Here is a 12,908-nt window from a genome sequence, read left to right as displayed (position 1 = left end):
CATCGCTGCGCATGCCAAGCGGCATGCAACGTTGCGCGTGCGTCGTCCCGCCCGCGCGCCCCGGCACCCAGCCGCCCCCGCTCGTCCTTCGCGCCGCGCGCGCTCCGGCATCCACAGGCGGTGACGCCGGGAAGGGATCAAGCGTGCGGGGATGCGTTGCCGTTCGTCCGGGGCTCTGTTATGAGGCCGCGTCGCTTCGGTGTCGCCGACAGCAAAGCGACCGCCTCGGCCACGTGGCGGAGTGGTTACGCAGCGGACTGCAAATCCGCGTACGGGGGTTCGATTCCCTCCGTGGCCTCCATGCGGCCCATGCGCCGCCGTCGTCGCTGATGCGGCACGGCGGCGCATGTCGCCCGGCAGCGGACCGGGCCAGCGAGACGACGAGCGGCCAGCGGGGGCTGTGGCCGCATTGCAGCATCATCATGCTTTCGTTCCCGGCCTATTTGACATCGTCCATGGCTCGGGGTTGATGAAAGCCGATTGTCCGGTATTCCGGCGCGCCGCAGGCACCTGATCTCGCGCCAGAACCGCCGGACGCCGTGAAGGACAGCCTGATGCCCCTACCGAAATTCCTCGTGTCTGCGGCCAAGATCGTTTCCCCGGAGACGCGGAACACGATCGCCCGCCTTTTCCTGACCGACGGTCGCCGTCACTGGAAGGGTTACGCGCTTTCCTTCGTCTTCATGGGCATCATGGCCGGCACCACCTCGGGGCTGGCCTACCTCATGGGCACCGTGATCAACCGCATCTTCGTCGAGCAGAACTCGACGATGATCTGGCTGCTGTCCGGCGCCGTCTTCCTGCTGAGCGTGGTGAAGGGCTTCTCGGCCTACGGCCAGGCGGTGACGCTCGCCCATGTCGGCAACCGCATCGTGGCCGACAACCAGAAGCGCGTGCTGGAGCGCCTGCTCCAGCAGGACGTGGCGTTCTTCGCCCGCAGCCACACCGCCGAGCTTTCCCTCCGGTTCAACCAGGGCGCCCAGGCGGCGCGCAACGTGCTGAACCTCATCATCACCAGCCTCGGCCGCGACCTGCTCTCGGTCATCGGCCTCACCGCGGTGATGATCCTGCAGGACCCGGTGATGGCCGCCATCGGCCTCGTGGTCATGCCGGTCGCGGTGGCGGGCGTGCGCAGCCTCATCCGCAAGGTGCGCAAGATCTTCGACCGCGAGTTCCACGGCGCGGTGCAGATCATGGCGGACTCGATCGAGGCCTTCCAGGGCATCCGCACCGTCAAGTCCTTCAACATGGAGGACGAGCTGCGCGCCCGCATGTCGCAGCGCATCGACTCGCTGGAGCGCGCCTCCAACCGCATGACCCAGGCGCAGTCGCAATCCGGCCCGCTGATGGAAGCGCTCGCCGGCTGCGCCATCGCCCTCGTCATCATGTATGCCGGCTGGAGCGTGCTGCACGGCGGGCGCACCCCGGGCGAGTTCTTCTCGGTCATCACCGCCCTGCTGCTCTCCTACGAGCCGGCCAAGCGGCTCGCCCGCCTGAACATCGACCTCGCCGGCCAGCTGCTCGGCGCGCGCCTGCTGTTCGACGTGCTGGACATGAAGCCGACCGAGCTGGACCCTCCCGGCACGCCGGAGCTGAAGGTCGCCAGAGGCCGCATCGACTTCGAGGACGTGGTGTTCGGCTATCGCGAGAACGAGCCGGTGCTGCGCGGCCTCTCCTTCGTGGCCGAGGCCGGGCAGACCACGGCGCTGGTCGGCCCCTCGGGCGGCGGCAAGACCACGGTGATGAACCTGATCGAGCGGTTCTACGACCCCTCGAGCGGGCGCATCGCCATTGACGGCCAGGAGATCGAGCGCGTCACCCGCCGCTCCGTGCGCGACTCGGTCGCCTATGTCAGCCAGGACGTGTTCCTGTTCTCCGGCACCATCCGCGAGAACATCGCCTTCGGCCGGCCCGGGGCGAGCCTCGAGGAGATCGAGCAGGCGGCCCGCAACGCCCACGCCCATGACTTCATCATGAGCTTCTCCGACGGCTATGACAGCAAGGTCGGCGAGCACGGCACCCAGCTCTCCGGCGGCCAGCGCCAGCGCATCGCCATCGCCCGCGCCTTCCTCAAGAACGCGCCGATCCTGCTGCTCGACGAGGCGACCGCCGCGCTCGACAGCGAATCGGAAGCCGAGGTGCAGAAGGCGCTGCGCACGCTGCAGATCGACCGCACCACCCTCGTCATCGCCCACCGCCTGCAGACGGTGGTGAACGCTGACCGCATCTGCGTGGTCGACAGCGGCCGGGTGGTCGAATTCGGCCGCCACGACGAGCTGCTGGCGCGGCGCGGCCGCTACTTCAACTTCCACCAGCTGCAGTTCGCCGACCAGCGCGAGCGCCTGCTCGCCTGAGGGTTCGGGATCGGGGCCGTCATCCACAGCCCTGTCCCCGGGCTTGCGCCATCCCCGGAAATCGACGCCGGGCGGCTTCACAAACCCGCCCGGCGTTGCTATACGCCCCACCACAGACGGCGACGCCTCACCGCGAGGCGCCCCTGTTCCCTGATAGCTCAGTTGGTAGAGCGTTCGACTGTTAATCGAATGGTCGCAGGTTCGAGTCCTGCTCAGGGAGCCATTTATCCACCCTCGGTGGCGCCTCTGTTTTCCCGATCCTTGCTTTCAGGCCGCCCAGCACTGTCCGGTGACTCGCCTGTCCGCACCGGCGGCTTGCCCATCATCCGTCCACGGCTTTAGCTGACCTTTCTTGGCCCACGCCAATGCCCCGCCCGCCTCGCGGGCCGCAGGGCTGGGGCCTGTGGCGTCGCCCGACATGGTGCCCCCGCCGTCACGAAGACCGCGAAGGCCCGTCCAAACTCTCCAACGGCCCGCCTGTGGAAGTTGCGTCGGTAATGTGTATTGCTCCGTCCTCTCTTCGCCAAGGTATTGGAGGGATGGGGTTGAGTGCCACGGACGACGTTCCCGATTATCAGAGCCTGATGCTGCCGGTGCTGCGCGCGGCGGCGCGCGGCGAACAGCGCATCGGCGCGGTCGTTGAGCGCCTGGCCGGTGAGCTGGGCCTCAGTGACGGCGCGCGAGCGACCCTTCTGGCGTCCGGCCGGCAAACAGTCTTTGCCAACCGCGTCCATTGGGCCAAGACCTATCTCGCCAAGGCCGGTCTTGTGGAGAGTACCCGGCGCGGCCACTTCCGCCTTACCCCCCGCGGCAGCGCCGTGCTTGCCGACAATCCCGACCGGATAGACAACCGTTTTCTATCCCGCTTCGACGAGTTCCGGCAGTTTACCGCGCGCGCCGCTGAACCGGCCGAACCGGCCGATGCGTTGACGCGGGCGGTGGCGGCGGCGGTCGATCTGACCCTTGCAGCGCCGCCCATGGCGGTCGAACAGACACCCGATGAGGTGATGCGTGCCGCCCATCGGCGGATCGAGACCGCACTGGCCGAGGAACTGCTGGACCGTGTGCGCTTGGCCCCGCCGGAATTCTTCGAACGGCTCATCGTCAATCTGCTCCTCGCCATGGGCTATGGTGGATCCGCCGCCGAGGCCGGCCGGGCGCTCGGGCGCAGCGGGGATGATGGCGTGGACGGGGTGATCGATCAGGACGCTCTGGGGCTGGATCGCGTCTATATCCAGGCCAAGCGTTACGCATCCGGCAACAGTGTCGGGTCGGGCGCGATCCGCGACTTCTTCGGCAGTCTCGACCGGCACAAGGCCGCCAAGGGCCTTTTTGTCACGACCTCGACCTTCACCGAAAGCGCCCGCCAGACGGCCGATTACCTCAGCAAACGCATTGTGCTGGTCAATGGCGAGCATCTGGCCCGACTGATGATACGTCACAATGTCGGATGCCGGATCGAGGAGGTGCTGCACGTCAAGAAAATCGACGAGGATTTCTTCGAGTAGAGTGGGCCCGCGCCACGGTGCGCTTTCTTTGAAATCGACGTGCCTGACCGGACGCGGCGCGCCCCTTTCCGCTGGCCTCAGCGCGTTCGCGCTGCGGGCCGGAACGCGGGGGCGCCCGGCCCGATCGCGTCGGTCAGCGGAAAATGTCGCTGCCGGCGCCGCAGACCAGCGCGCACACCGTCTCGCCCGGCCGGAGCGCGATCCGGTTGGAGGCGAGACCCGCCAGCGCCGCCGCACCGCTCAGATCGGCGGCGATGCCGAGTTCGTCCCAAAGCCGCCGCGCCGCGGCGGCCATCTCCTCATCGGAAACCAGCGCGATGTGATCGACCGCCGGGCGCACGGTATCGAAGACACGATCGTCGGTCCGCCCGCAGGCCATGGTCGCGACGCGGGTGGTCACCTTGGGCAAGCGCACCACCCGGCCGGCGGCGAGCGAATCGTGCAGCGTCGGCGAGCCTTCCGGCTCGACCCCGACCAGCCGCACCGAGGGCTTCAGTGCCTTCACCGCCGTGGCGATGCCGGCCATGAGGCCGCAGCCGCCGATGGCGATGATGATGACGTCGACGTCCGGCAGGTCTTCGAGGATTTCGAGGCCGATCGTGCCCTGCCCGGCAACGACCGCCGGATCGGCGAAGGGGTGGAAGAAGGCGGCGCCGCGCTCGCGGGCGAAGGCCTGCGCCGCCTCGTTCGCCTCGTCGAACACCGTGCCGACCACGCGGACATCCGCACCCCAGCTCAACAGGCGCTGATGCTTTTCCGCCGTCACCGCGCTCGGCACGAAGATGGTGGCCGCCACGCCGCTGACATAGGCGGCCCGGGCGACGGCGAGACCGTGATTGCCGCCCGAGGCGGTGACGACGCCGCTGGCCAGCGCCTCCTTCGGGGTGGTGAGCAGCTTGTTGGTCGCGCCACGCGCCTTGAAGGAGCCGGTCGGCTGCAGAAATTCGAGCTTCAGGAACAGGTCGTTGGCACAGAACGGCTCGCGCGCCCGGTCGAACCGGAGCAGCGGCGTCCGGCGGATCATCGGCGCGATCCGCGCGGCGGCGGCCTCCACATCGGCAAGCTTGATCACACAGGGCATCCTTGACGAACGTAATCGATTACGTTGACAATCCCCACCTCCGTCCGCCTTGTCAACGGTGATGTCGTGTCCGTCATTCGGTTCTATGATCCCCGCCGCGGCCCGTTCTGCGGCCTCAGCAACCTTCACCCCGTGCCCCTGCGGTTCGAGGGCGTAACCTATGCGACCCCGGAGCATGCCTTCCAGGTCTACCGGGCTCGCGAGGCGGAGATGAAGGCCTGGCTGGCGGCGGCTCCGACGCCGGAGCTGAGCGCCGCCGCGGGCGATGCCCTCACCGCGGAACAGACGACACCCGGCTGGGAAACCGGGCAGCTTTCGGTGATGGCCCGCATTCTCCGGGCGAAATTCGCCGACGAGCCGTTCCGCAGCCTGCTGCTGTCGACCGGGACGGCCACCCTCGTCGAGTGGTCGCCGGAGGACAGTCCCGTGGCCCGCTTCTGGGGCTTGTTCGAGGGCGCGGGCGACAATCATCTCGGCCGGCTGCTGATGGCGCTGCGCGCCCAGCTCGCCGGGGAAACGGCGGCGGGCTGAGCCGCCCGTTCGGGTGCGACGTCCCCGCTTCAAACCTCAAGACGATAGGTGCGAATGGCGTTGTCGCGGTAGAAGGCGCGGCGGGCCTCGGCGCTGACGCCCTCCAGCACGCGGTCGAGCGTCGCGACCCACCCCTCGAAACTGTCCGACAGGTTGATGACCGGCCAGTCGCTGCAGAACAGCATGCGCTCGGTGCCGAAGCATGTGAAGGCGTGGTCGATATAGGGGCGGACGTCCTCGTGCCGCCAGGAGGCGTGATCCGCCTCGGTGGTCACCCCGGTCATCTTGCACACCACATTCGGCAGCGCGGCCATGGCCCGCAGCCCGGTGGCCCACGGCTCGAGCCCGCCGGCCGCGATGGGCGGCTTGGCGATGTGATCCAGCACGAAGGTCACCTCCGGGCAGCGCCGCACCAGTTCGGTGGCCTCCGCCAATTGATGATGCTTGATGCAGATGTCGAAGGGCAGGTCGTAGCGGGCCAGCATCCGCACGCCCTCCAGAAACGGCGCGGCGAGGCACCAGCCGGGTTCGCTGCGGTTCTGGATCTGCCGGCGGATGCCCTTGAGCCGCCCAAGCGCCCGCAGCCGCTCGATCTCCTCGGCAGCCGCCGCGCCGCGCTCCAGCAGCGCGGAAGCGACGACGCCGGCAAGGCGCGGCTCTTCGGCCCGGAGTTCGGCGACATAGGCCATCTCGGCGAAGCGATCCTCCGGCCGGGCATCGACCTCGACGAAGAGCAGCCTGTCGACCACCGTCCTGCCGGTGGCGGCACGGTACTGCGTCGGGCCGTGGGGGGCGTCGATCGCCGGAACGGTGGCCAGCCACGGGTAGGACAGCCGCCCGGGGGCGATGAAATGCACATGCGCGTCAATGACGGGGAAGTCGGGCATGGGAAGCTCTCGGGTGATCCGGCATCGGCCGGCATCAGGGCGTGGAATGGAGGGGCGCGGTGCTGTCGCGCACGATGAGGTCGGTGTTCAGCACGAAGCGGCGCGGCGGCGGAGTGGTGGCGAGCTTCAGGCGATCGAGCAGGCGGCGGGCCGCGGTCCGCCCGATGGCGAAGGCCGGCTGGGCGACGGCGGTGATGCGGGGCTTGAAGATCGCGTACCATTCGAGGTCGTCGAAGCCGACCACCGAGATGTCGCCGGGAATGGCGAGCCCGACCTCGTGCAGCGCCGCCAGCGTGCCGATGGTCATGAGGTTGTTCGAGGCGAACAGCGCGGTGGGGCGCGCCTCGCTGAGGAGCATCTCCTCCACCGCCGCCTTGCCGCCGTCATAGGTGGAATCGCCGTAGAGCACGAGATCTTCCGGGGGCTCCAGCCCGCGCTGGCGGAAGGCGGCGCGATAGCCTTCGAGGCGCTCCCGGTCGAAGGAAGCGGTCATCGGGCCGCAGACGATCGCGATGCGCCGATGGCCGAGATCGAGGAGGTGGCCGACCGCGTGCGCGGCGGCGGCGCGGTTGTCGATCACCACGGCATCGAGCGGGGTGCCCGGCAGGTCGCTGTCGACGAGGATGATGGTCTGGCCCTGGCCGAGCACATCGCGCAAATGCTCGCCATTGCTGGCGACGCTGGCGAGGATGATGGCGTCCACCTGCTTCTGCATCATCAGCCGCAGCAGCCGGGTTTCTTCCTCGATCCGGTTGCTGGAGTTGCCCAGGATGACGCCGAAGCCCGCCGCGCTCAGCGTGTTCTCGACCCCGCTCGCCAGCTTGCCGAAAAACGGATTGGCGACGTCGGCGAGGATGAGGCCGACGGACTTGGTGTGCTGGACCCGCAGGCTGGCGGCGAGCGTGTTCACGACATAGCCGAGATCGTCGGCGACCTTGCGCACCCGCTCGGCCGTCTCGTTCGACATGGCCCCCTTCTGGCCGGAGAAGACCCGCGAGACCGTCGCGCTGGAGACGCCGGCGGCCTTCGCCACATCCTGCATGGTCGGTCTGCGTGGTGGCATGGGAGCGGCGGAATCCTCAAGGGCTGCAATCGATTAACTAAACACCAGGACGGCGACAAAACGCAAGTGAGAGAACAGCTTGCGCCAGGACACCGGCACTGACAGGGCAGCGCGGAATGTGGCACCCGCGGCTGCACAGCACGTCATCAGCCGCTGTCCAATTGACAAGCAACACGCACAGAACCGCAGCAAACATATCGGATTTTGAAGAATTCCGCGGCCTGAAGACCTCCGGCGGCAAATTCGGGCTTGCGCCGCGAATGGCAATAAGCAATCGATTACGTATCTCAGCGCCGCGCTGACAACCCGAGAGGTCCAGGGGGTTCCATGAGCGGACAGGCGGCCGACCCGACGCAGGGCGGCTACGCGATCGAAGCGGTCGATATCGTCAAGAATTTCGGCTCGCTCAATGTGCTGCGTGGTGTCTCCATCGCGCTCCGCCGTGGCGAGGTGACGGCGGTGGTCGGCGACAACGGCGCCGGCAAGTCGACCTTCATGAAGACGCTGAGCGGGGAGAATATTCCCGATGCCGGCGAACTGCGGATCGGCGGGCGCGCCGTCGCGTTCCGCTCCACCCAGGACGCCCAGCGCTACGGCATCGAGACGGTCTATCAGGACCTCGCCCTCGGGCCGGACCTCAGCATTCCCGCCAACATCTTTCTCGGTCGCGAACTGCTGCAGCCGGGGCTGCGCGGCAGGCTCGGCATGATCGACCGCCGCCGGATGCTGGACGAGTCCCACGCCGTGCTGGTCGAGCTCGGCGTGCGCATCAAGTCCTATCGCGCGGCGACCCAGTCGCTGTCCGGCGGCCAGCGGCAGGGCGTGGCCATCGCCCGGGCGCTGAAATGGGCCCGCCATGCCATCCTGCTCGACGAACCGACCGCCGCGCTCGGCGCCCGCCAGCGCGACATGGTCTACGAGGCCATCCGCAAATCGGCCGCCCGCAGCCTCGCCGTGCTGCTGATCTCCCACGACCTGCCGCAGGTTCTGGAGCTCGCCGACCGCATCATCGTCATGCGGCAGGGCCGGGCGGTGGCGAATGTGCTGCCGGCGCAGGTCAGCGTGCGCGACATCGTCGACATCATGCTCGGCGCCCGGGAGGCGGCATGAGCCCGAACCCGCCCGCCTCCCCCGAACCGGCAACCCCGACAGCGGAGACCCCGACGATGAGCGACGCCTCCCTCCCGGCCGGCTCCCACGGCCACCGACTGGGCGTCCTGGAAGCCACCGCCTTCTGGATGTTCGTCATCCTCATCGGGCTGGTGGCCGGCTTCACGCTGATCTCGCCGAACTTCGTGTTCCTGAGCGTGAACAACCTCTTCACCATCGCGCTCAACACCGCGCAGCTTGCCCTTCTCGCCGCGGGCATGACCTTCCTGCTCGGCGCCCGGCAGATGGACCTGTCGGTCGGCTCCAACGTCGTGCTGGCCTCGGTGCTGGCCGGCAAGACCATCACCGCCCTCGCCGGAACGCCGGACGAGGTCGCGATGGGCGACTACCCCAACCTCGCCCTGGCCATTGCCGCGGGCACGGCGGTCGCCTTTCTGTCGGGAGCGCTGTTCGGGGCGGTGAACGGGGTGCTGGTGACGCGCTTCAGGCTGTCCTCCTTCCTCGTCACCCTCGCCACGACCGCGATCGGCCTCGGCATGGCACTGGTCATCACCCATGGCGCCAATGTTCCCGACATACCCCGCGCGCTGCAGACCGGCTTTGCCGTGCGCCGGGTGCTCGGCGGGGTGCCGATGCCGGTGGTGATCGTGGCCGGCGTGCTGGCGGTGCTGTGGTTCGTGCTCGCCAAGACCCGCTTCGGCGCCCACACCCTGGCCATCGGCTCCTCGCCGGAAGCGGCGCGGCGGGCGGGCATCCCGGTGGACCGCCACGTGCTGTCGCTCTTCGTGCTGATGGGCTGCCTGTCGGCGGCGGCGGCGATGCTCGACATCTCGCGCTTCGCCACCACCAACATCTCCGGTCACCAGACCGATGCGCTGCAGGCCATCGCCGCTTCGGTGATCGGCGGGACCAGCCTCTTCGGCGGCGTCGCCTCGATGAGCGGCACCGTGATCGGGGCGCTGATCCCGGTCGTGCTGGCCACCGGTCTCGTCATCATGCGGGTGGACGCCTTCTACCAGCTGATCGTGGTCGGAATCATCGTCATCGTCGCGGTGGCCATCGACCAGAAGAACCGCCAGCGCATGAGCCGCTGAGCCGTTCGCGTGCCGTCCAAACAAGAACAGCAACCTTCCAGATTCCTCACAGGAGAACAGCTGATGAAGAGCGCGTTGAAGTCAGGTGTTGCAGCCATCGTGCTGCTGGCGGCGGTGCCGGCATCCGCCAAGACGGTCACCATCGCGGCGCTGCCGGGACAGGTGGGTATCCCCTTCTACACCTCCATGCAGTGCGGGGCGGAGAAGGCCGCGGGCGAGTTCGACGTGAAGCTGACCTGGGACGGCCCGCCGGACTGGGACATCGCCAAGCAGCAGCCCTTCATCGACGCGGCCCTGCAGCTCAAGCCCGAGGGCGTGATCCTCTCTCCCACCGACAGCGGCGCGCTGGTCTCGCAGGTCGAGGCGCTGGAGAAGGCGGGCACGCCGGTCATCACCGTCGATGCCCCGCTCGACAAGCCGGTGGAGACCCAGAGCATCCAGTCCAACCACTATCTCGGCGGCGAGGCCGCCGGCAAGGCGATGGGCGAGGTCGCGGGCGGCGAAGGCACCTTCGTGGTGGTCGGCATGCGGCCGGGCCTTCCCGACATCGACGCCCGGGTGAAGGGGTTCATCGACAGCTTCAGCAAGGCCAATCCCAAGGCGAAGATCCTGCCGGTGCTCTACCCCGAGACCTCGTCCACCAAGGCGGCGCAGCAGGTGGCGGCGGCCATCCAGGCCAATCCCGACATCAAGGGGGTGTATGTCACCCATTCGGCCGCGGCCGAAGGCGCCTCCGCCGCCATTCTGGAAGCCGGCCTGCGCGGCAAGATCAAGCTGGTGTCCTTCGACGCCGACCCCCAGCAGATCCGCGACCTGCGCGACGGCGTCTATGACGCGCTCATCGTCCAGGAGCCCTACCAGATGGGCTACGACGCCGTGAAGAACCTCGCCGCCATCCTGCGCGGCGAGGTGAAGAAGGCGGATGTGCAGCACGACCACTTCCTGCCGTCGGTGGTCGTGACCCGCGCCAACATGAACGAGCCGAGCATCAAGGCCGCCTTCTACAAGACGTCCTGCAAGTAAGAACGACGGGCCGGCGGCACCGCGCCGCCGGCTCCCGACGGGCATGAACAGGGAGCAAGGCATGCATGCGCGCATGGCCGGCCGCACCGCGATCGTGATCGGGGCGGCACAGGGAATTGGACGAGCCATTGCACACCGGCTGGCGACCGAGGGGGCGAGCGTCGTCGTCGCCGACCTCAACGCGCAGGGCGCCGCTGAGGTGGCCGATGCCTTGCCGGGCGAGGCAACGTCCATGGGCGTGGACGTCGCCGACGCCGAGGCGCTGGAAGCCCTGGCGGCCTTCACCCTGGCGCGCTTCGGACGCATCGACATTCTCGTGCAGAATGCCGGCATCTATCCCGAAAGCCTGATCGCCGAAACCTCGCCGGCGCAGTGGCAGCGTGTCCTCGCCGTAAACCTCACCGGCAGCTTCTATGCCTGCCGCGCCGTGCTGCCCGCCATGCAGGCCCAGCGCTACGGGCGCATGGTCTTCACCTCGTCCATCACCGGCCCGCGCGTCACCGCCAGCGGCACCGCCGCCTATTCCGCCAGCAAGGCCGGCATCAACGGCTTCATCAAGACCGCGGCGCTGGAATTCGCCGGCTTCGGCATCACGGTCAACGCCGTCGAGCCGGGCAACATCATGACCGAGGGGCTGACCGCCGGTCGCAGCGCCGATTTCATCGACGCCATGACCCGATCCATTCCGATCGGCCGGATCGGCACGCCGGACGACGTGGCCGGAGCGGTCGCCTATCTCGCTTCGGCGGAGGCCGGCTTCGTCACCGGCACCTCCATCCTGATCGACGGCGGGCAGACCCTGCCGGAAGGCAAGTCCTAGGACGGCAGGCCGGGGCGGGAACACGCGCATGGATCGAGCGGACACCGCTGCGCCGGGCCTCGACCCCGATGGCCGCCGCCATCTGGTGATCCTCGACGAACACGTCGCGACTCCCGGCGCCGCCGGTGTCGCGGACGTGTGCACCTGGCGGCTGGGCGAGACCCATGCCAGCCTCGACGATCTCGCCACCGCGCTGACCCGCCGGCTGGCGGTGGCCCGGATCGGCGAGCGGCTTTATCTGAGCGGCGGGCACGCCTTTCTCGCCCAGCTCACCGCGGCGGCCCTGGCGGCGGGCATGCTTGCCGATGAAATCCGGCAGCATCCGGTGGAGGGACGGCTGCGCCGCGTCGTCTGCGCCGCGTGCCGCAGCACCGCGCTCGTGCCGGCCGATGCCGCCCACATCAACTGTGCCTGCGGCGCGCGGCTCGCGGTGCGCCGCCAGCTTTCCCCCCGGCTCGGCGCGTGCCTCGGCGTGCCATGCTGACCGGGAACCGCCTCGGAGCGGCGGAGCGGGAGGTCCGCGTCGCGGAGATCGAGGACCTGTCGCCCCGGCTGCGCCGGCTGCGGCTGCTGCCGTGCGACCGGGCGCCGATGGCGGCCTCGCCCGGCTCCCATCTCCTCGTGCGTGTGCCGGGCACCGGCCGCGCCGCCGCCTATTCGCTGATCGGCGATCCCGAGACCATGGCGGGCTACGAGATCGTCGTGCGGCGGTCCGAGCGGCCCGACGGTGTGTCGCATCGGCTGCACGGGCTGGCGGTCGGCGCCCGGCTCAGCGTCAGCCCGCCGCGCAATTTCTTCGCGCCGGCGGCGGGCGCGCGGCGCCATCTCCTCCTGTCGGCCGGCATCGGCCTCACCCCCTTCCTCGCCTACGCTCGGGCGTTCCCCCCGCAGGTCGACTGGCATCTGGTGCAGATCGTCCGGCCGGAGGAGCGCGCCGCCTTCGCGCGGCTCACCGCGCCGTTCGATCCCGCCCGCATCACCCTTCTCGACGGCCGCGCCGCGCTGTGCTGGCCGGACTGGCTCGATCAGCCGCTCGACACCCATCTGTCCGCCTGCGGTCCCGCCGCCTTTCTGGAGACGGTGTGCGGGGAGGCGGCCAAGGCGGGCTGGGTGCCGGCACGGGTCCATGTGGAGCGCTTCACGGCCGCCGAGGGACAGGCTTTCGAGGTGCGGCTGGCGCGCTCCGGCGGGCGGCTTTCCGTCTGCGCCGGCCAGTCGCTGCTGGAGGCCCTGGAGAGCGCCGGGGTGAGCGTCGCGTATCTGTGCCGGGGCGGCGTATGCGGCGCCTGCCGCGTCGGCGTGCTCGCCGGCCGGCCCGAGCACCGCGACCGGGTGCTGGACGCCGAAGAGCGCGCCGGCGGCAAGGTGATGCTCGCCTGCGTGTCGCGCGCCCGCGACGATGCGCTGACGCTGGACCTCTAGGGGGAGAACGGGGTC

The 12,908-nt window shown here is 69.1% G+C and carries 12 protein-coding genes and 2 tRNA genes; 11 read left to right on the top strand and 3 right to left on the bottom strand.

The window, feature by feature from the left end; translation table 11 throughout:
• Window positions 1-227: 227 nt before the first annotated feature.
• The 4 genes from KHC27_RS15500 (at window position 228) to KHC27_RS15485 (ending at window position 3,862) form a co-directional block, all read left to right on the top strand.
• Window positions 228-301: transfer RNA gene (locus tag KHC27_RS15500), tRNA-Cys, on the top strand.
• 253 nt (window positions 302-554) lie between these two features.
• A complete protein-coding gene (locus KHC27_RS15495) occupies window positions 555-2,354 on the top strand; it encodes an ABC transporter ATP-binding protein (protein ID WP_213340285.1) in 1,800 nt (599 codons plus the stop codon).
• Between the two features lie 147 nt (window positions 2,355-2,501).
• A tRNA-Asn gene (locus KHC27_RS15490) sits at window positions 2,502-2,577 on the top strand.
• A 322-nt stretch (window positions 2,578-2,899) separates the two neighbouring features.
• On the top strand, window positions 2,900-3,862 hold the full coding sequence (locus KHC27_RS15485) for a restriction endonuclease (RefSeq protein WP_246519972.1): 963 nt from the start codon (window positions 2,900-2,902) through the stop codon (window positions 3,860-3,862).
• 133 nt (window positions 3,863-3,995) lie between these two features.
• Here KHC27_RS15485 and KHC27_RS15480 read toward each other — a convergent pair whose 3' ends face one another.
• Window positions 3,996-4,934 (bottom strand): threonine ammonia-lyase, encoded by a 939-nt coding sequence (locus KHC27_RS15480; RefSeq protein WP_213340283.1) that lies wholly within the window; start codon window positions 4,932-4,934, stop codon window positions 3,996-3,998.
• 75 nt (window positions 4,935-5,009) lie between these two features.
• Here KHC27_RS15480 and KHC27_RS15475 point away from each other — a divergent pair, with 75 nt between their 5' ends.
• On the top strand, window positions 5,010-5,474 hold the full coding sequence (locus tag KHC27_RS15475; RefSeq protein WP_213340282.1) for an NADAR family protein: 465 nt from the start codon (window positions 5,010-5,012) through the stop codon (window positions 5,472-5,474).
• A 29-nt stretch (window positions 5,475-5,503) separates the two neighbouring features.
• On the opposite strand, the gene KHC27_RS15470 is transcribed toward KHC27_RS15475, so the two are convergent.
• On the bottom strand, window positions 5,504-6,361 hold the full coding sequence (locus KHC27_RS15470) for an amidohydrolase family protein (protein WP_213340281.1): 858 nt from the start codon (window positions 6,359-6,361) through the stop codon (window positions 5,504-5,506).
• Window positions 6,362-6,395: 34 nt separating this feature from the next.
• Window positions 6,396-7,403: a LacI family DNA-binding transcriptional regulator gene (locus tag KHC27_RS15465; RefSeq protein ID WP_213340280.1), complete on the bottom strand. Its 1,008-nt coding sequence runs from the start codon at window positions 7,401-7,403 to the stop codon at window positions 6,396-6,398.
• 348 nt (window positions 7,404-7,751) lie between these two features.
• On the opposite strand from KHC27_RS15465, the gene KHC27_RS15460 reads away from it, so the two are divergent.
• The 6 genes from KHC27_RS15460 (at window position 7,752) to KHC27_RS15435 (ending at window position 12,893) form a co-directional block, all read left to right on the top strand.
• On the top strand, window positions 7,752-8,534 hold the full coding sequence (locus KHC27_RS15460; protein WP_213340279.1) for an ATP-binding cassette domain-containing protein: 783 nt from the start codon (window positions 7,752-7,754) through the stop codon (window positions 8,532-8,534).
• A 56-nt stretch (window positions 8,535-8,590) separates the two neighbouring features.
• Window positions 8,591-9,628 (top strand): ABC transporter permease, encoded by a 1,038-nt coding sequence (locus KHC27_RS15455; RefSeq protein ID WP_213340278.1) that lies wholly within the window; start codon window positions 8,591-8,593, stop codon window positions 9,626-9,628.
• Window positions 9,629-9,691: 63 nt separating this feature from the next.
• Window positions 9,692-10,651, top strand: coding sequence for an ABC transporter substrate-binding protein (locus KHC27_RS15450; protein WP_213340277.1), 960 nt, complete (start codon window positions 9,692-9,694; stop codon window positions 10,649-10,651).
• A 61-nt stretch (window positions 10,652-10,712) separates the two neighbouring features.
• The gene (locus KHC27_RS15445; protein ID WP_213340276.1) at window positions 10,713-11,471 is read left to right on the top strand and encodes an SDR family NAD(P)-dependent oxidoreductase; all 759 of its coding nucleotides are present in this window, start codon (window positions 10,713-10,715) and stop codon (window positions 11,469-11,471) included.
• 28 nt (window positions 11,472-11,499) lie between these two features.
• On the top strand, window positions 11,500-11,955 hold the full coding sequence (locus KHC27_RS15440; RefSeq protein WP_213340275.1) for a dimethylamine monooxygenase subunit DmmA family protein: 456 nt from the start codon (window positions 11,500-11,502) through the stop codon (window positions 11,953-11,955).
• Complete coding sequence (locus KHC27_RS15435; RefSeq protein ID WP_213340274.1) at window positions 11,949-12,893, top strand: flavin reductase family protein; 945 nt, start codon at window positions 11,949-11,951, stop codon at window positions 12,891-12,893. Before KHC27_RS15440 ends, KHC27_RS15435 begins: the two co-directional genes overlap by 7 nt.
• The last annotated feature ends 15 nt before the right edge of the window (window positions 12,894-12,908 follow it).

This window comes from Ancylobacter lacus, from assembly GCF_018390635.1.
Lineage (GTDB): Bacteria > Pseudomonadota > Alphaproteobacteria > Rhizobiales > Xanthobacteraceae > Ancylobacter > Ancylobacter lacus.
Note: the sequence above shows the minus strand (reverse complement) of the source record. Positions and strands in the feature narration are given on the sequence as shown.